The sequence below is a fragment of the Lysinibacillus sp. NPDC096212 genome (assembly GCF_044763105.1).
GTDB lineage: Bacteria > Bacillota > Bacilli > Bacillales_A > Planococcaceae > Lysinibacillus.
Window position 1 is genome coordinate 23,605 of sequence record NZ_JBIWFQ010000035.1, and the last position, 18,199, is coordinate 41,803.

The following is an 18,199-nucleotide window of genomic DNA, read 5'->3' on the forward strand; positions in this document are numbered from 1 at the left end:
CGTTCAATGTGTTTAATTTAGTTACCTTTATATTAACAATTCTATGTTCTTTGGTATACTCCTTTAGAATTATTAAAATAAAAATGTTCATTATTTTCTTAGTTATTTGGAATTTCAATATGTACCCGTAATAGTATTTATCGGTGTAGTTAAAGCAAGTTATACATTCGTTTTAGTTTGTCAAATAACGTACAAATTTAAATAATTATTGATGTTTTTATTATAAAGTTGAATGTGTAGGCGATAATGCCTATTTCGTGATTTTGGTATAAAGATGTTTCTTAATGTAAAATTACAAGTATATTGATTGGGGAAATATAGGATTATTATTAAGCAACAAAGGGGAGTCACTCAACACTCGCCTGTAGTGGAAAATGACATTTATATCAGGGTGATCGGAGTAGGGCTGAGCGACTTCTTGGAGATCATCGTCACAGGTGTTACCCGAAGTGGGCCATGTTATGGTGAGGTTCCTCTAAATGATATACCTAATAAAATTGTGTAAAACGATAAGGAGCGAACGATGGATTATAAAATTGTATTTTTTGACGTAGATGGAACGCTTGTTAATTATGAAGATGGTCGTATTGAAGAAAGTACAAGAACCGCTATTAAGCAATTAAAAAACAAAGGAATTCATATTGTTGCTGCTACAGGAAGACCCTTGTCAATGTGCCAAGATTTAAGAAACATAGGCATAGAAACGTTTATTACAGCTAATGGTGCCCATGTTAAGTATCAAGATCGAGTAATACATAAAATGCCTATTGCAAAGGAAATTGTCCACGCAGTTAAGGCTTTTGCTGAAGACAATAAACAAAGTCTATCATTTTTTACAGAACAATTATCGATGAATAACGTCCAAGAAGAAAAGACATTAAAAGCTATGCAAGAAACATTATCTTTGCTAGAGTTTCCTGATATTAATGAAGATATTTTAACGCAAGAGGTTTACTTAATGTGTTTATATGGCGATGAGGATATTGAGAAAAAGTATACTTCAAAATTCCCTCATTTATTATTTAAAAGGTGGCACCCGTATATTACAAATGTTTTGCAACATGATGTTTCTAAATCTATTGCTGTCCATGCTGTACTAGATTATTTCGACTTGAGTCCTGGGGAAGCACTTGCTTTTGGTGATGGAGATAATGATATTGACATGCTGGAGCAGGTTGGCTTTGGTATTGCAATGGGCAATGGTAGTGAAGCATTAAAAAATGTCGCTAATTATGTAACGAAGAAATCAACTGAGGATGGTATTGATTATGCTCTTCGGGAGCTACAAATAATTTAATAGAGTAGTAGCCGAGAAATGAGATTTATAGCATGAATCGACCACTATACAACATTGGAGAAAGTTTTTAAAAAGAAATAATTTTTCCATCTATACAATCTACAGGCAGTGATAATAAATCCTGGAGAAAATTGTATTAAAGTCATAATACTCATAATATTGTTTGCTTTGAGTTATTATAAAGCTATCTGTAAAAAGAAATTCATTATGCTTTAGGTGGGAAGGATTTATGGCGCATCACGTGCAATCTCTAATAGAACATTACGGGTATTTTGGCATCATTCTTATCCTAGTTGGCGGGATTGTTGGGCTGCCACTTCCCGATGAGATATTTTTAACATATGTAGGATATAGCGTATATAAAGAAACCCTCGCACATATTCCAGCTTTAATCAGCGCTATGGTAGGTGCGGCAGGGGGAATTACTCTGAGCTACTATATAGGCTATAGATTTGGGCTACCGTTATTGCAAAAATACGGTCCAAAAATCCACATTACTGAACAGAAAATTGACTTTACTAGAAAATTATTTGCAAAAATAGGGCCGGGATTATTATTAATAGGATATTTTATTCCTGGTGTGCGTCATCTTACAGCATATATTGCGGCTATCAATAATTATCCTTATAAAAAATTTGCTTTCTTTGCCTATACGGGAGCAGTTATTTGGACATTTACTTTTATTACCTTAGGAAAGGTACTTGGGGAGAACTGGCGTTATGTTGGGGTATATTTATCCCGCTACAGTATTTATCTTATAGTATTGTTCCTAATACTAATGTTAATCGTTTATTTTATTTTCAAAAAAAGGAATTCGCCAAAGTAAAAAAGGTCTGATTCAATACCTACTCAGGTTGTGAATCAGACCTTTTTATCTTTTAAGGCAATATTGCAAATGAACGCACAGGGAATCCAGAGGCTTTCTCAGGCTTTGGTACAATATTGAAAATAGCAGCACCTTTTGGAGGGAGCTTATCCAAATTTGTCATGAGCTCAATTTGGTAAGTATCTTGCTCAAGCACAAAATATTCGCCATCTAGCTTACCATTTTTACGAAAATCTGTTGCTGAATCCGTATCAAAGGTTTCGTGGCCAATAGCACTTACTTTTCGTTCGCCGAATAAAAATTGTAACGCTTCTAATCCCCAGCCAGGAATATGATTATTGCCATCAGCGTCTTTGTTGCTGAAAGATTCTTTATCTGGCCAACGTTTACTCCAATCGGTACGCAACGCAACAAAGGTACCTGTTTCAATTTCCCCATTTTCAGCTTCAAAGTCAAGAATATCTTGAACACTTAACGTGAAGTCGTTATTTACTTCGGCTTCTTTTGATTTATCAATAACGATTAGTGGTAGCACTAGTTCTTTTAGCTCCAATTCCTCTAAATAGCGTGTATCTCGCACAAAATGGATAGGTGGATCGATATGTGTTCCGTATTGCCCAGGGAAAGTGAATTGCTGCGCAAAGAAGCCATCATCATGGGAAAATAATGTTTCAAATTTTGCATCATCAAACATAAAGAAGTGGGGCGAATTAGGACCAAATGTATGTGTTAAATCCACCCATTCTTTCGATTTCAATAGTTGAATTGCTTGTAAAAGTTCGTTTGCCATAATATCTTCCTGCTTTCTTTTAATTATTTTTGGATGTAACAATAAAAAAGAGCCCTCCTTGTAGAAAGAGGACTCTTGTGCAAAGCAACTAAAGTAAGTCTTCTCATCTTCAAGGCTAAATTTCGCCAATTGGAATTAGCACCATACCTATAGGCTGGTTGCTGAGACTTCATAGGGCCAATCCCTCCGTCTCTCTTGATAAGAAAAAACAATATAAGAATTTTCAGAAATAAAGATTACAAACACTTTAGCATATTTATTTATAGTTTACAAGTTCAATAGGGATACAAGGTTAAAATTCATAAAGATGCTAAAGGCAAAAAAAGTGGCCCTCTTCAAAGGGCCAACTCTTCACCAATTCAAAATTAATGTTAGCTTACAACAGCCTTGATCAGTAAATGTTATTCGAAATCCATCTGGTGTATAGTTCGTTTCGAATTTTAAAGTAATGCCTGTTGACGTGATTAATTTTTCAACTTCTGTTTTATTTGATTGCTGTGCTGCGTTCATAAGATCATGTGCAAATGGCTCGGATTCATCAATTTTATCCGTAAGTATCTGTGCTTGCTTCATAATAGCTTTGATCCGTTTCGCAGAAGTCTTCAATCTATTTGTATTGACGGGTGGAAATGGACTTCTATTCGTTGGGTTTGTTGGCATTGCTAGCTGTCTAAAAGGTTGTTGAGTAGTTGGTTGATTGGCCATTGCCCATGCCCATGTTGGATAATAATTAGGATAGACAAAATACGGATAAGGATTGTAATACAACTAAATTCCTCCTATCCTATGCTGATACCATATATTATGTACAACAAAGGCTTTCGGTGTTTCCTGGGGGCATCCGATGAACCGCTTCACTCCAGGGTCTCGTCTGCCCAAGGAGTCACCCGTTGATAAAAACTGAAATTGTTCCGATAAATCTTCAAAGTTTGTTTCTATCAAAGAGTAACCATAGAAATGTAGTAGCTGCGGCAAGCATCACCATGCCGAATCCGTATATAGGTGTATGAGCTAATGATTGGTGGCGAACGATGATTCCTCCAATGTATGATCCTAGAAAAATACCAATGTTAAAGGCTGAAATATTTAATGCTGAAGCCATTGAAATAGCTGATGGTATATATTTTTCTGAAAGCTGAACGGCATAAAGCTGTAATCCCGGTACATTCATAAACATAAATAGCCCCATCATAAAGACCATTATTAATCCAACGATTGATGATTCTAAAAAGAAGTTGATGCCGAGTAGTGCTAATGCTAAGCCGATAAAGATAATAAAGATAGAACGTAATGGATTATTATTAGCAAAATGACCACCCAGTGTATTACCGATAGCAACACAGATACCGAATACAACTAAGATAATGACAATTGCTTGAGGTGAGTAGCCCATATATTGCTCTAATATAGGGGAAACATATGTGTATACTACAAACACGCCGCCGTATCCGATTGCTGTAATAAAGAGAATTAATAGCATTTGTATGTTCCCTAATACTTTCCCGATATCTCGAATAGATATTGGTTTACCTTTCGATAACTGACTCGGCACAAGCAGAGTATTACTAATTAACCCGATAATACCAATTAAAACAATGAAAATGAATGACATTCGCCAGTCAGTTACTTGTCCAATAAAAGTTCCTAGCGGGACGCCTGTGACAGTTGCTAATGTTAACCCTGTGAACATAAAAGCTATTGCACTTGCTCGTTTATTAGGTGCCACAACATCTGCAGCGATTACAGAGGCAATAGACATAAACACGCCATGTGCTAATGCTGAAATAACACGGCCGGCAAGTAGTAATGAGAATGAGGGTGCTAGAGCTGCAAGTAAATTCCCGATAATAAAAAGCACCATGACGAGCAGCAATACATTTTTACGACTAAGGCGCGATGTTAAGGCTGTTAAAAGCGGTGCACCAATAGTTACACCTAGTGCATATATGGATACGGTTAAACCCGCAGTACTTAACGTTATACCGAAATCTTCTGTAATTAATGGTAGAAGTCCGACGCTTATAAATTCTGTAGAGCCAATACCAAAAGCACTGATCGCAAGTGCGAGTAATGTTAGTTTAGCATTCGGCACTTTTGTATTTTTCATTCTATTAATATCTCCTTTGATTTTTTGTATAGTATATAGTAATATTCATACATGCCTAAAAGTTATATAGGGTACTTTTAGTTACTTTTGAATATTACAGGGGGTTTACAATGAAAAAAGTTTATAATATCGGTGTTGAAGCCACTCTTGAAGTCATTGGAGGCAAATGGAAACCTATTATTCTTTGTCATCTTAACCACCATGGTCAGATTCGTACGAATGAATTTCGCCGATTGATTCCAGGCATTTCGCAAAAAATGCTAACAAGCCAGTTGCGTGAATTGGAGCAGTCTGGATTAATTAATCGTAAGGTTTTCAATCAAGTACCGCCAAAAGTTGAATATTCATTAACACCTTATGGTCAAGAGATGGACCCTGTGCTGAACATCCTTTGCACTTGGGGTGAAAAACATATCGAAGTGCTACAAGAAAAAGGTGAAGATGTTCTGTTAATGCAACGGGATGAAGATATCGCAATAAAGCATACATCTTAAATAGATTGGAAAGAGACTGTCTAAAAAGTTTTCTATACTAAGAAAATAAGACAGTCTCTTTCACGTTTACATAGCTATCGTTTACATGACAAAATCAAACTCATCTGGGTTTGGTCCAACACGTTGATCTAGATTCATGGCGTTAATGATAGTCATCTCTTCATCAGTTAGTGAGAAATCAAAAATATCAGCGTTTTGAATCATACGTTCTTTGCGCACAGATTTTGGAATTGTGACGATACCATTTTGAATATCCCAGCGCAAGATAACTTGAGGGTTTGATTTCCCGTATTTTTCAGCTATTTTTGAAATAGTTTCATTTTCAAGAAGTCCACCTTGCATTAATGGTGCCCAAGCTTCCATTTGTATATTGTGCTCTTCGCAGAATGAACGTACCTCAGTTTGTTGTAATCGTGGATGTAATTCCACTTGGTTAATAACTGGTGTGATACGAGCTGTTTTCAGAAGGGCTTGTAAATGTGACACATGGAAATTACATACGCCAATAGCTTTAATTTTCCCTTGATCGTATAAATCTTCGAGTGCTCTCCAAGCTTCTGCAAATTTATTTTTACCTGGCCAATGAATAAGATATAGGTCTAAATAATCTAGCCCTAATTTTTCTAAGCTGTCTTCGTATGCTGCAATTGTCTCTTCATAGCTCAAGCCATCGTTCCATACTTTTGATGTAATAAATAAATCCTCACGTTTTAAACCAGTAGTTGCTAGTGCCTGACGAATACCTTCGCCAACCCCTGCTTCATTACCATAAATAGCGGCAGTATCGATACTACGGTAACCAACCTCGATCGCATTTTTTACCATTTCTGCTGTAACATCATTCGGTACTTGAAATACGCCTAGACCCATACCAGGCATTTGTAAGCCGTTATTTAATGTAATTTTATCTTGTAAATGATTAATCATTTTTCTGTCCTCCGATTTTCGTTTGTGCTTTGTTGCTTTCTTATTATGCTTCCATGCCATTGCAAAAAAAAGTACGCACTTTTTAGTTTCATAGAAACGTGGAGGTAACTTTTGTGAGATATCAATGGTTCGCTATAAGAAATTTTTATTAGTTTACGTGGTTCAGCCTTCTATATGCGTTACAATTAATGGCAGAAAATTGAATATTTGAAAATAGTTGGGGACTCATGGTAATAACAAAAAACTTGGCAAATCACTTAGAAAAGACCGAAATAAAGATGTTTGAATCAAGGCTGAATGCAATTAAGGAAATTCAGGACAATGCTATGAGAGTTGAGATTGGCCAATTTGATGGTGCCTATGCTTTCTCCATAAAAAATATCCCCGGTCCCTCTTACAATGTGGTAAAAGGTAATTGTTTTAGTTCAAAGAATGCCATAGATAAAATCCTTAACTTTTATAAGGAAAGAGAAATACCAGCTCGTTTTGATTTAGCGCCACAATACGCAAATGCTACTTCACTACAAAAATTACATAACGCCGGTCTTTTTCAGAGTGATCTTCATGCAACATTATATTGTGAGCTAAATGAAGGAGAGGGTAGGGAAAACAAAGAATTCTTCCATTAAAATAAGACAAATCGATGAAGCCGAATTTGATCGTTACGGAAATATCTATGTTGAAGGTTTTGGTATGCCAGCATTTTTAGCAGAAAGTGTCACAGCGAATAATAAAGTTTTGTATGACAAACCAGGTTGGTCGTTTTATATCGCTTCTTTTCAAGATGAGGATGTTGGTATCGGCTCCTTGTATATAAATGATGGGACAGCCATATTAGCTGCATCTGCCGTGAAACTAATTGCCCGTAATCAAGGGATTCACCAAGCATTCATACAGTTTCGTATCAACGAAGCTCTTCAACAAAATTGTAGTTTAATGATAGGTCACGCGAAATTTGCATCCATAAGCCAAAATAATATGGAGCACTGTGTGGGCTGAAAATGGCTTATACAAAGAGTATATGGACAGAGGCAACATGAGTGGATTGCGGAAGTTAGAAGGGGATTTAACCCTTAGGAATATTACATTTTTTCGGATTCAGATAGGTCGCTGCCACCAACCTGGTATAAAAGTTTTTTATGCGAAATCAGTGATTGGTGATATGAAAATACCCGGCAATTATTATTACATATACATATTTGTTGTAAAAAGAGGTGTTAAAAAGACTACATACTTAGATCTAATTGAAGTTCTTCTAAATTTAGAGGATACAAATTAATACATTTGATGATAATTAATAACTTTTTAATAATTATTTTTTATTCTGTAAATAAGAGTATTTTAAAACGAAAATTTTGAAAAATTCCAATGTATGTATTTTAGGTAATTTGAAGATCATTTCAATTTGTTAATAAACGAATTGAGTAAGTATCCAAATCTGTATAAGAACATGATATTAATATGCTTTAGTTAAACATTTTGATGAGAGATTTCTCATTCTATCCAAAAAACATTGTGCTGTAATTTTATTAATAAAGGGTAATTACTCATTTAAAGTTTATGGTTAAAACCAATAATGCACTATAGAGGGAGGTAGTTTTTATGGAAAAAATCGCTTTAGTCATTTCTATGTGTGCCTTGTTAGGTACATTTGTTGTCTTTCTTTATGAATTTATAAAAAACGGTAAGTTGGTATTTGAGTCTAAAATAGTAAAAATTTTATTCGTCGTTTATGTTGTTTTCTTTTTTGTTTTTGTGATTGGCTATAACTCTAAATAAGCATTTCTAAATTAGGAATTTCATTGCGTAAGCCGATGATGAGTATTTGAGACACTACAAGTTCTTTTTGAATTGTTCAAGTGGCATACTGTTTGCTGTTGCTACGTGTAGAAAAAATCTATAATACGCTAATTTTTCGTAGGGTATTTATGGCACATTATGTGTTATTTAAAAATATTTAGAGGAGACATGTTTAAATGATTTCAATTATTGATTTAAATTTACAAACAAAAAAACAAATAATATTAGAAGATATTAATCTTAACTTCAAAGATGGGAAAATATACGGTTTGTTAGGTCCTAATGGCTCAGGGAAAACAACTTTATTTAAATCTATATTAGGTTTAACTAATTATGATGGGGAAATATTACACAACAATAGACCTATAAAAGATGCGCATATTGGTAAATTAATTGAATATCCCATGTTTTATAATAATTTAACCGTGTTAGAGAATTTGAAGCTTCATGGAGCATACACAAACCTTGAAAATATAGATTATAAGGAAATCCTTAATGGTTTTGACATTTATGAAGCTAAGGATAAAAAATATTCGGAAATATCTTTAGGGATGAAACAGCGATTAGGAATAGCTAGGGCCATTATGGGGGATCCTTCGGTTATTTTATTAGATGAACCTACAAATGGGTTAGATCCACTCGGTATTAAATCTGTTAGAAATTTGATTAAAAACTCTTTAAGAAAACCTACTAACTGTATATTAATTTCTAGTCATAATCTTACAGAAATCGAGTCAATTTCAGATGAATTAATATTTATAAAAAAAGGGAAAATTATTACAAAAATTAAGAACAATAATAATAAGCTATTCTATGTTGTTACTTTAAAAAATAAAGAGAGTCTTGCCAGCGATTTTTCGGAAAACCCATATGTTTCTAAATTGCATTTAGAATCAAACTTTAATAAATATATTTATAGTGGGGATGATGAAAAGTTGATTAAAGATGGTAATTATACTTTTGAAAAATACACATTAGAGGATTTATATGAGGAAATAATGTGTTCTTAAGAAGGAGCTTATTAAAATGAAAATATTATTTAAAAATGAGTTGTTAAAATTAAAAAGAGAAAAGTTTATTTGGTTTCTACTGGCATTAAATCTATTACCTATAGCGATGAATATAATTAATTATATTGTTAACAATAAAGATTCGAATATTAAAGATGTTTATTTTATTTTCTATAATCAATATTTTATGTTCTTCCCTATTATTGTTGGTACTTTAGTAAGTTCGGTATTTTATATAGAGTACAAAAATGGTACCTATCTAAACTGGATAACATATAACTTTTCGAAAAATAAACTTTTCTGGGCAAAAATTATTACGGCTTCGTTCTGTTTGTTTTTATTAGCAGCTTTAAATTATATATTATTATTGATCTATGGGACAGTTATTGATTGGGGGAAAGAAAGTTTAATTAAGAATATTGTTGATATCACAATTTCATATTTGATTATGACTTTTTCTTTAAGTGTGCCCATTTTACTTTTAAGCACAATTGTAATGGTCTGGTCTAGAAATATTGTTATATGTAGCATTATTTCTATCGTATTTTCACTATTCTCAATGATTCTAATTGCTGCACCCTTTGCTTATACTATTTTTTCAACATTCTCGTATAGGCTAGGTCTGTATATAATAGATAAAGATTACTATTTTGATAATACTATGTCTGCCACAATAGTGGGAAGTATAGCTTGGTGTAGTACCATTTTAATTTTATATTGTTTATATGTATTTTTTACTTCAAGAAAATTAATTATTGAAAAATAGAAAAAAGAGTAACATTCAAAAGATCAGAAAAGGATCTTTTGAATATGGGACTATAGAAGATAATATTCGCTTCTATAATAATAATGTTTCATCTTCGGATATTGTACATGCTGCAAAAATGGCATGCATCCATGAAGAAATCATTAAATTTCCAATGGGGTATAATACAGTGTTAGGAGACTATGGAGCAACAATATCGGGTGGACAAAGACAGAGATTATCAATTGCAAGAACCCTTGCCGCTAATCCTGAAATGTTATTAATAGATGAAGGCACAAGTAACCTAGATATTGATACTGAGGAAGCAGTAATTAAAAATTTATTTGCTACTAACAAAACAATACTATTTATTTCACATAGACATAAAAATATCGATGATGTAAATCATATAAACTTGATAATGGATTGTTGCAAAAAGAAAAAGAATTAAATATAGTCCTCGTAATATTATTTACTTGGACTATATTTTGGAGAGGGGAGATAAAAATGGATTGTGGAATGCTAAAACATCTAAACTTAGTAATTATTGAAGATAATGAAGATATTTGCGAATTTTTACAAGACTTCTTCTCTAATTACTTCAAAAGTGTCATTTGTTTTAAAGATGGAACATGTAACTTATCAATATTTAATGGTGTACATATTGTAATACTGGACATTATGTTACCATTCGAGGATGGATTTAGTTTATGTTCCAGGATAAAATTGCAAAATCCAGAATTGCCCATTATTTTCTTAACAGCTAAAAATAATATAGACGATAAAATAAAGGGAATAACCATGGCTGATGACTATCTGGTAAAGCCCTTTGACCCATTGGAATTACTAGCTAGAGTAAACTCTATAGCAAACAAAAAATATCATTCTATTATTGAAATTAAACATTTACTATTTAATATGCAAACCAAAAGATTACATAATAAACTTAATAATGAAGAGATATCATTAACTGATAAACAACTAAATCTATTTTTATATTTCATTCATAATAAAAATATTAACCTTTCAAAAGAACAAATTATGTCTTATTTGTGGGAAAATTATAGTACTTATGGAAATTTATCGGTGCATATAAAGCATTTAAGAGATAAAATTGAAATTGACCCTCAAAACCCAACTATTATAGAAACAATATATGGTTATGGTTATCGTTTAAATTATTAACCTTGATTGGAATGAGAAAAGGTGAGTTTTAGAAGAAAATATAAATTATTCTTATATTTATCCTTAATAAGTATGCCATTTTTGTTTTTAATATCAAATTACCTTTTTTACTTATTTTTCTTAATTAGTAATTTTTTCTCGAAGGGATATTCTATATTTAACTCTGGAGATGCATATCCATATATTATAATACTCTTTTTATGTATAGTTTTTTTATACGGTTATTTATCATCAAAAATAATTGATAAGCTAACAGATGATATTAATAATATTAGAGATGTGATTGATAACATTTACAGCAATTCTAAAATACCCGTTAAGCTTCCCGTTAAAGGGGAAGATGAAATATCAAAACTTAGTTTAGCAATAAATAGGCTACTAGATAGATTAATCTATAATCAATTAAAGATTGCTCAACAAGAAAAACTAAGAAAAGAATATATGAATCAATTATCTCACGATATTAGAACGCCTTTATCAGTAATAAAAACCCAACTGTATTATATTGAGAATGAAAAAAATCTTCCACAAGCCATCCAAAAAATTAATTATAATATTAACTATTTAACTAAATTAATTGATCATATGTATGATGAAACTTTTATAAAACAAGAAGATGTAGACATTCCTTTAATAGAAGAAAATATTCAAGAAATTATATTGGAATCACTAAAGAAATGGAATTATTTATTTAAGAAAGAAAACATAACAATTCATAACAATATTAAACATTTAATAGTTTGGAAAATCGATAAATTATGGTTTGAAAGAATTTTAGATAATATCTTCCAAAACATTGTAAATCATGCATCAGATAGCGATAAAATTATAATTAATTATGTATCTTCAAACGGGGAAGTACACGAATGTATATCTATTATAGATTTTGGATCAGGTTTTGATTTTGAACAGGAAATGCGTAAAAATGAGAATACAGGTCTCAAAATTATAAATAATGTTTCAGAAAAAATAGGTATTACCGTAAATTATACTTCTTCCAACAAAGGTACTCAAATACAGATGTTTAGAAAGTTAATTTAATCTATTATGAAGTTTCGCTCGCATAGGTTAACTAATGTTTATCAAGCATTAATATAGTTTCGTTTAAATGAGCCTCCAAACGAAACTGTAGTTTCATGATAGGTCACGCAAAATTTGCATCCATTAGCCAAAATAATATGGAGCGCTGTGGATTAAAGATGGCTTATACAAAGATTATATGGACAGGAGCAACATGAGAATTGCAAGAAGTTAGAAGGGGATTCAATGCTTAAGATAGAATAAGTAATTGAATCTTTTATAAAGGAGAGAGTAGGATGAATCGTTTAAATTTAATCACATTGGGTGTAAAAGATATGGTAGAGTCTCTTAAATTTTATCGAGAGGGTCTAGGGTTTGAAGTAATTGTTTATGGTGAAGAAACAAATCCGGATGTTATTTTCTTTAATAATGGAGGGACAAAAATCTCACTGTTTCCGATTGACCGTTTAGTAAAAGATATTAATGAAGCAAATCCACCTGCGATAGGAGATGGCTTTAACGGAATTACACTCGCTTATAATGGAAAATCTAAAGAAGAGGTAGATCAAGTATTTGATTTAGCTAAAAAGGCAGGAGCAAAAATCGTCAAGGAGCCAGAAACTGTATTCTGGGGAGGCTATAGTGGCTATTTTCAAGACCCAAACGGCTACTATTGGGAAGTTGCTTATGGGGACATGTGGCAGTTTGATGATAATGATATGTTGATTATTATTAATAATTAAAGATATAGACGTATTTGGGGGATCCAAATACGTTTTTTTATTGTTAGCTTGTTTTATCGATGGAATTAAAGCCTACGGACGTAATTATGCCGAGGCATAATTGATAGTTATCGCCCAACTTTTTAGTTTTATCGACATACCTAGCACTAGATATGATGTTCGAGCATTTATTAAATGAATCTCTCACTTTACAAACAACGATTGAGTACAAATCTATGAAATCGTATAATACAGAATAACATTATTTCTAAAATATAGCTTAGATTGGGAGGATTACTATTGTATCGCATATTGTACATAGAAGACGAAAAAGAGATTGGCCAATGGGTGACAAAGGATTTAACGGAAAGAGGATACGAGGTTACATGGCTTGAATCTGGTGAAGAAGTCGATCAGCACATAGCCTCTAAGGATATCGCTATATTGGATGTGATGCTACCAGGCTTAGATGGCTTTTCGATTGGCAAAAGAATTAAGCGGGAAAATAAAGAAATCCCGATTTTAATGCTGTCAGCACGAACTGCTGTAGAGGATAAAATAGAGGGTCTCAATTTTGCAGATGATTATTTGACAAAGCCATTTCACCCAGATGAACTTATAGCTCGGGTTGAGGTTTTACTAAGAAGATATCAAAAGAATGATGATGTGCTAGATCTTCAGCATCTAAAAATTTATACGAAAGATATGCGGATTATCAATAAGCAGACCGATGAAGAAATTCAATTAACAGGTAAGCAGTTCTATCTATTACAGTATTTTATTCGCCACTTAAATCAAATTTTAACGAAGGAACAGCTTTATGAAGGTGTTTGGGGTGAAAGTTACATAGAAGGTGATAAAACATTAATGGTGCATATTCGATACTTAAGAGAAAAAATAGAAGTAAATCCAGCCAAACCGACGATTATCGAAACCATTCGAGGCATTGGGTATAGGGTGAAGCTATGAAATTTTTCCGATCATTATTAGCAAAGTATATGTTGATTATTTTTTTAGCCATCTCTATTGTTCAATTATCATACTTTGCTAGTGCCGCTTTTATTTTTGGAATAGGAAAAACTGATTTTTCAAGTGAAGTTCTCAGAGAAAACGAAGTAGAGAAAAAATGGCATACGGAAGCTAAAAGTATAAAAAGTTTTACAGATGTAGCCGTTTCTCAACATTTTGAGGATTGGCAAAAGCAATATCCAAAATCTTCTATGTTTTGGGTAAACGAGGATGGAACTTTACTAACAAAAGTGAATGTGAAGGAACAGCTTCCATCGAAATGGACTCCAGCGTATACTACAAAATTTATTAAAGAGCGATATGGGGAAGATCCGTTTACAGTTATAGCTTTTTTAGGACAGGACGAATCAAATGGGTTTATCGTTTTTGAGATTCCAAGAGAAGTGTTTAATCCACCTCTTAAAAATGTTTATGAACAATATGGAGCATTCGTATTTTTCGGTGTTATTGCGATTATATTATTTTTCATTATAGTCTCCTTTTTATTTTTCAGAGGGATTCGAAGACGACTATTGCGTCTTCAGGAAGCGATGGAAATTCGTGATGTAGATGGCTTACCTATTGAAACGAAGGTCAAGAAGAAGGATGAAATTGGTCAGCTTGAACAAAGCTTTAATCGCATGGTGTGTGAGCTTAGGGAGAGTAAGAATCGTGAGCAGAAGGAAGAACAGTTAAGACGTGAATTGATTGCTAATTTATCACATGATTTACGAACACCATTAACGAAAATACGAGCACAATCATATTCAGTTAGTAAAGAGGTATTATCAGAGGATGGAAAACAAGCGATTAAGGCAATGGAAACGTCGATTGTTAATATTGACGCCTTAATAGAAAATTTAATGTCCTATACATTGCTGACGGCTAGTAAATATAAATTTGAGGCGAAAGAAATCAACGTTATACGTTTTGTACGTGAGCAAATGACGACATGGTATCCAGTGTTTGAAAAGGAAGGCTTTGAAATCGATATTGAGCTACATCCATTTGAGAAAAATGAATGGCAAATTGATCCGATTTGGCTTGGACGTATATTTGATAATTTGTTTCAAAATATATTACGTCATGCGAGTAGCGGGAAATATATTGGCGTCGAAACCGAATCGACGGAGCGCTATGATGCATTTATCATAAAGGATCACGGAAAAGGAATGAAAAATGAATCCAATGCGAAAGGTGCTGGTATCGGCTTATCGATTGTTGATATTATGGTGAAGGGCATGGATTTAGAGTGGGATATAGAGTCCAGCGAATCCGGCACAAAGATTAAAATTAAACACTACAAATAGAATATTTCGTGAAGCATGCTAAGGCATGCTTCATTTCAGTAATTGTTCAAACAGTATGCCAGCAAAGCTTATGGCATGCTGTTTTTTTATTCATAATGCATACAGACTCCTTGGGAAAGTAGAATGGAGTAAGGCAATCGGAATTGCTATCTTCTTTTTAATGCTCATCACAAGAGTAGGGATACCATTTGTTAAAACGTACGCCATGTAAATAAGTTGATTGGAGTGGAGGCTGGGTGACTCCTTGGGGATTAGCGATAGAGGAACGAAGGCTAAAACCATCACATCCTGTGATAACGCCTTCGTGACCAACATCGTGTTGGCCCGAGACCCTGCAGCGAAGCGAAGCGGCTCATCGGACGCCCCCAGGAAGCTTTGCTCTGTGCGAAAGCGAAGCGTCAGCAACAAATGTTTTATCTGCCCGAAAGCGAAGCGACAGCGGCAAAGCACCCAGTCGGAACGGAAATCAACCCACGTTATGATAAAGTATCTTTTTTAAACAAAATTTAAACTTGAGCCTTACCTGTTTTTAACCTTCATTTCTTATGATAATTACAGAGGTGAGGACAATGGAATATATCATACAAACAGAAAATTTATCAAAGAGCTTTGGTAAAGAGCAAGCTGTATCAAATATAAATTTAAAAATACGCAAAGGTGAAATATACGGATTTTTAGGACCGAATGGAGCGGGGAAAACTACGACGATTCGTATGCTTCTTGGATTAATGAAGCCAACTTCTGGGACCATTAAAATCTTCCAAAAAGATTTAACGAAGGAACGAATTAATATTTTAGCAAAGGTTGGTTCATTAGTAGAGAATCCTTCTTATTATCCACATTTGACGGCCTATGAAAATTTAGAAGCGTTAAGAAAAATTTTAGGTGTACCGAAGTCACGCATCGATGAAGTATTAGAAATTGTTCGTTTAAAGGATGCTGCAGATAAAAAAGTAAAAGGCTTTTCACTTGGAATGAAGCAACGTTTAGGTATTGCTGCATCTTTGTTACATAATCCTGAATTACTTATCTTAGACGAGCCAACGAATGGTCTTGATCCATCTGGTATTATTGAAATTCGTAATTTGATTAAACGACTTCCTGAAGAATATGGAATGACGATTATTATTTCAAGCCATCTATTATCTGAAATAGATCAAATGGCAACGCAAGTGGGCATTGTGACAAAGGGGAAAATGATTTTCCAAGATTCAATTGAAGCAATGCGTAGATTTGCTCAGCCAAAGGTAGTAATTAAAGTGAGCGATAGTGAAAAGGGCTGGCGTTCATTAGTGGCAAATGGCATTAAGGCAGAACATAAGGATGACCTCATTTTATTTGATGAATGTTCAGATGAAAAAGTAGCACATATTGTACAAATCCTTGTACAAGAAGGTATTTCGGTATATCGAGTAGAGGAAGAGAAACGATCTTTAGAGGAGATTTTCCTTCAAATGACAACAGGAGAGCAAGCGCTATGATAGGGAAACTGTTAACTTCTGACTTTTTGAAAATTAAACGCAAAGGATTATGGTTTTTAACAGCTTTAGGACCAATTGGTGTTGTTGCCATGCAAATGGTAAATTACGGCGTAAGGAAGGACTATTTGTTAGAGCAAAGCGAGGACGATTGGGGTTTCTATTTATTAAATGTTCATTCATTTACACCACTTGCTATCGTATTAGGGATTGCTATTTTAACTTCATTTATGGCGAGCATTGAAAATGAAACGAACGCTTGGAAGCAATTAATTGCACTACCGGTGTCTAAATTAACGGTGTATTTATCAAAGTTCACGGTTCTAGCGATTTTACTGTTCTTGTCTTCCACGATTTTAATGTTAATGACACTGGCTTACGGAATCTTTTTAGATTTAGGCGATAGCACACCCTATATGGAAATTGCTAAATTTGCTTACTATCCATACTTTGCAGCGTTGCCAATATTGGCACTGCAACTTTGGATTGCGAGTGTTTGTCATAATCAAGGGATCCCAATTACAGTAGGTATTTTCGGCGTGATTTTTGCTTATTCATCATTTGTATTGCCTGACTGGATGATTTGGAAATGGCCATCGTTAATGAATCAATGGGATGAGCCTGTTATTAATGTCATGCTTGGAGTAGGTATTGGTATTTTACTGTATATTATCGGAATGATAGATTTTGCTAGAAGGGATGTAAAGTAAATGTGGTCTATACTGAGCGCTGAATGGTTTAAATTGAGAAAATCAAAAATGGTGCCAATCATTTTAGCAGGACCGATAATCGGACTTTTTATCGGATTAACATCAAATATGGAATCTAATATGCAAGGTATTGATGTGAATCATTGGTACATTTCTTTGTTTTCAATGAATTTAACGTACGCATTATTGTTTCTACCTTTAATTGCAGGGGTATTTGCAAGTCTTATTTGTAGATATGAGCATCAATGTGGTGGTTGGAAACAGCTTCTAGCATTGCCGGTAACAAGAGGAAAAGTATTTGCTGCAAAATATGTGTTAATCATGATTCTTATGATGGCGATGCAATTATTATATTTATGTTCTATATTTGCTGTAGGCATGATAAAGGGCTATACAGATCCTTTCCCGATGGAGATTGTTTGGAAGAGCATTATCGGAGGATGGGTAGCGACATTGCCACTAGTGGCTTTGCAGTTGTGGATGTCTATCATGTTTAAAAGCTTCGCTGCTCCATTTGCTGTTAATGTAATTTTTACTTTACCTTCTATATTAGCAATCAATTCAAAAACTATCGGACCCTACTATCCATGGGCTCAACCATTCTCAATGATGTATGTAGGCGGCAATATGGATGATGTATTCTTCGTATCTTGGGATCAATTATTAACAGTTGTAGGAGGAGGGTTCGTACTGTTTTTCCTTGGAGGGTATTTATATTTCCAACGAAAAGCTGTATAAAGTGAAATGGGGATTTACTCATCCCCACTTAG

21 protein-coding genes and 1 riboswitch are annotated in these 18,199 nt (G+C 33.7%); of the genes, 17 read left to right on the forward strand and 4 right to left on the reverse strand.

Going from position 1 to position 18,199, the window contains the following annotated elements:
* Window positions 1-523 precede the first annotated feature (523 nt).
* Both ACIQ7T_RS24470 and ACIQ7T_RS24475 read left to right on the forward strand, forming a co-directional pair.
* The gene (locus ACIQ7T_RS24470) at window positions 524-1,297 is read left to right on the forward strand and encodes a Cof-type HAD-IIB family hydrolase (protein WP_402874336.1); all 774 of its coding nucleotides are present in this window, start codon (window positions 524-526) and stop codon (window positions 1,295-1,297) included.
* Between the two features lie 229 nt (window positions 1,298-1,526).
* Window positions 1,527-2,123: a DedA family protein gene (locus tag ACIQ7T_RS24475; protein ID WP_370077228.1), complete on the forward strand. Its 597-nt coding sequence runs from the start codon at window positions 1,527-1,529 to the stop codon at window positions 2,121-2,123.
* Between the two features lie 52 nt (window positions 2,124-2,175).
* Here ACIQ7T_RS24475 and ACIQ7T_RS24480 read toward each other — a convergent pair whose 3' ends face one another.
* From ACIQ7T_RS24480 to ACIQ7T_RS24490, 3 genes are all read right to left on the reverse strand, one after another.
* Window positions 2,176-2,913, reverse strand: a complete 738-nt coding sequence (locus tag ACIQ7T_RS24480) for a cyclase family protein (protein ID WP_370077355.1) — start codon at window positions 2,911-2,913, stop codon at window positions 2,176-2,178.
* Window positions 2,914-3,013: 100 nt separating this feature from the next.
* Window positions 3,014-3,118, reverse strand: a riboswitch (SAM riboswitch).
* Window positions 3,119-3,264: 146 nt separating this feature from the next.
* On the reverse strand, window positions 3,265-3,681 hold the full coding sequence (locus ACIQ7T_RS24485) for a YuzC family spore coat inner layer protein (protein WP_370077226.1): 417 nt from the start codon (window positions 3,679-3,681) through the stop codon (window positions 3,265-3,267).
* Between the two features lie 154 nt (window positions 3,682-3,835).
* Window positions 3,836-5,020, reverse strand: coding sequence for an MFS transporter (locus tag ACIQ7T_RS24490; protein ID WP_370077224.1), 1,185 nt, complete (start codon window positions 5,018-5,020; stop codon window positions 3,836-3,838).
* A gap of 110 nt (window positions 5,021-5,130) precedes the next feature.
* On the opposite strand from ACIQ7T_RS24490, the gene ACIQ7T_RS24495 reads away from it, so the two are divergent.
* Window positions 5,131-5,514: a winged helix-turn-helix transcriptional regulator gene (locus ACIQ7T_RS24495; RefSeq protein ID WP_370077222.1), complete on the forward strand. Its 384-nt coding sequence runs from the start codon at window positions 5,131-5,133 to the stop codon at window positions 5,512-5,514.
* Window positions 5,515-5,595: 81 nt separating this feature from the next.
* Here ACIQ7T_RS24495 and ACIQ7T_RS24500 read toward each other — a convergent pair whose 3' ends face one another.
* A complete protein-coding gene (locus tag ACIQ7T_RS24500) occupies window positions 5,596-6,441 on the reverse strand; it encodes an aldo/keto reductase (RefSeq protein ID WP_370077220.1) in 846 nt (281 codons plus the stop codon).
* A gap of 227 nt (window positions 6,442-6,668) precedes the next feature.
* On the opposite strand from ACIQ7T_RS24500, the gene ACIQ7T_RS24505 reads away from it, so the two are divergent.
* From ACIQ7T_RS24505 to ACIQ7T_RS24570, 14 genes are all read left to right on the forward strand, one after another.
* Complete coding sequence (locus tag ACIQ7T_RS24505; protein WP_370077218.1) at window positions 6,669-7,070, forward strand: hypothetical protein; 402 nt, start codon at window positions 6,669-6,671, stop codon at window positions 7,068-7,070.
* Window positions 7,030-7,440: a hypothetical protein gene (locus tag ACIQ7T_RS24510; RefSeq protein WP_370077216.1), complete on the forward strand. Its 411-nt coding sequence runs from the start codon at window positions 7,030-7,032 to the stop codon at window positions 7,438-7,440. Before ACIQ7T_RS24505 ends, ACIQ7T_RS24510 begins: the two co-directional genes overlap by 41 nt.
* A 603-nt stretch (window positions 7,441-8,043) precedes the next feature.
* The gene (locus tag ACIQ7T_RS24515) at window positions 8,044-8,220 is read left to right on the forward strand and encodes a hypothetical protein (protein ID WP_370077214.1); all 177 of its coding nucleotides are present in this window, start codon (window positions 8,044-8,046) and stop codon (window positions 8,218-8,220) included.
* A 197-nt stretch (window positions 8,221-8,417) separates the two neighbouring features.
* The gene (locus tag ACIQ7T_RS24520; protein WP_402874342.1) at window positions 8,418-9,251 is read left to right on the forward strand and encodes an ABC transporter ATP-binding protein; all 834 of its coding nucleotides are present in this window, start codon (window positions 8,418-8,420) and stop codon (window positions 9,249-9,251) included.
* Window positions 9,252-9,267: 16 nt separating this feature from the next.
* Complete coding sequence (locus ACIQ7T_RS24525) at window positions 9,268-10,017, forward strand: ABC transporter permease (protein WP_370077210.1); 750 nt, start codon at window positions 9,268-9,270, stop codon at window positions 10,015-10,017.
* On the forward strand, window positions 10,007-10,447 hold the full coding sequence (locus tag ACIQ7T_RS24530) for an ATP-binding cassette domain-containing protein (RefSeq protein ID WP_370077208.1): 441 nt from the start codon (window positions 10,007-10,009) through the stop codon (window positions 10,445-10,447). The genes ACIQ7T_RS24525 and ACIQ7T_RS24530 overlap by 11 nt, the downstream gene beginning before the upstream one ends.
* A 56-nt stretch (window positions 10,448-10,503) precedes the next feature.
* A complete protein-coding gene (locus ACIQ7T_RS24535; protein ID WP_386844672.1) occupies window positions 10,504-11,181 on the forward strand; it encodes a response regulator transcription factor in 678 nt (225 codons plus the stop codon).
* 21 nt (window positions 11,182-11,202) lie between these two features.
* Window positions 11,203-12,222, forward strand: coding sequence for a sensor histidine kinase (locus tag ACIQ7T_RS24540; RefSeq protein ID WP_402874348.1), 1,020 nt, complete (start codon window positions 11,203-11,205; stop codon window positions 12,220-12,222).
* 275 nt (window positions 12,223-12,497) lie between these two features.
* Window positions 12,498-12,944 (forward strand): VOC family protein, encoded by a 447-nt coding sequence (locus ACIQ7T_RS24545; protein WP_402874351.1) that lies wholly within the window; start codon window positions 12,498-12,500, stop codon window positions 12,942-12,944.
* A 279-nt stretch (window positions 12,945-13,223) separates the two neighbouring features.
* Window positions 13,224-13,892, forward strand: coding sequence for a response regulator transcription factor (locus ACIQ7T_RS24550; protein ID WP_370077200.1), 669 nt, complete (start codon window positions 13,224-13,226; stop codon window positions 13,890-13,892).
* A complete protein-coding gene (locus ACIQ7T_RS24555; RefSeq protein WP_370077198.1) occupies window positions 13,889-15,241 on the forward strand; it encodes a HAMP domain-containing sensor histidine kinase in 1,353 nt (450 codons plus the stop codon). Before ACIQ7T_RS24550 ends, ACIQ7T_RS24555 begins: the two co-directional genes overlap by 4 nt.
* 569 nt (window positions 15,242-15,810) lie before the next feature.
* Window positions 15,811-16,722, forward strand: coding sequence for an ABC transporter ATP-binding protein (locus tag ACIQ7T_RS24560; RefSeq protein ID WP_370077196.1), 912 nt, complete (start codon window positions 15,811-15,813; stop codon window positions 16,720-16,722).
* Window positions 16,719-17,429, forward strand: coding sequence for an ABC transporter permease (locus ACIQ7T_RS24565; protein WP_370077194.1), 711 nt, complete (start codon window positions 16,719-16,721; stop codon window positions 17,427-17,429). The genes ACIQ7T_RS24560 and ACIQ7T_RS24565 overlap by 4 nt, the downstream gene beginning before the upstream one ends.
* Window positions 17,430-18,167: an ABC transporter permease gene (locus ACIQ7T_RS24570; RefSeq protein WP_370077192.1), complete on the forward strand. Its 738-nt coding sequence runs from the start codon at window positions 17,430-17,432 to the stop codon at window positions 18,165-18,167.
* The last annotated feature ends 32 nt before the right edge of the window (window positions 18,168-18,199 follow it).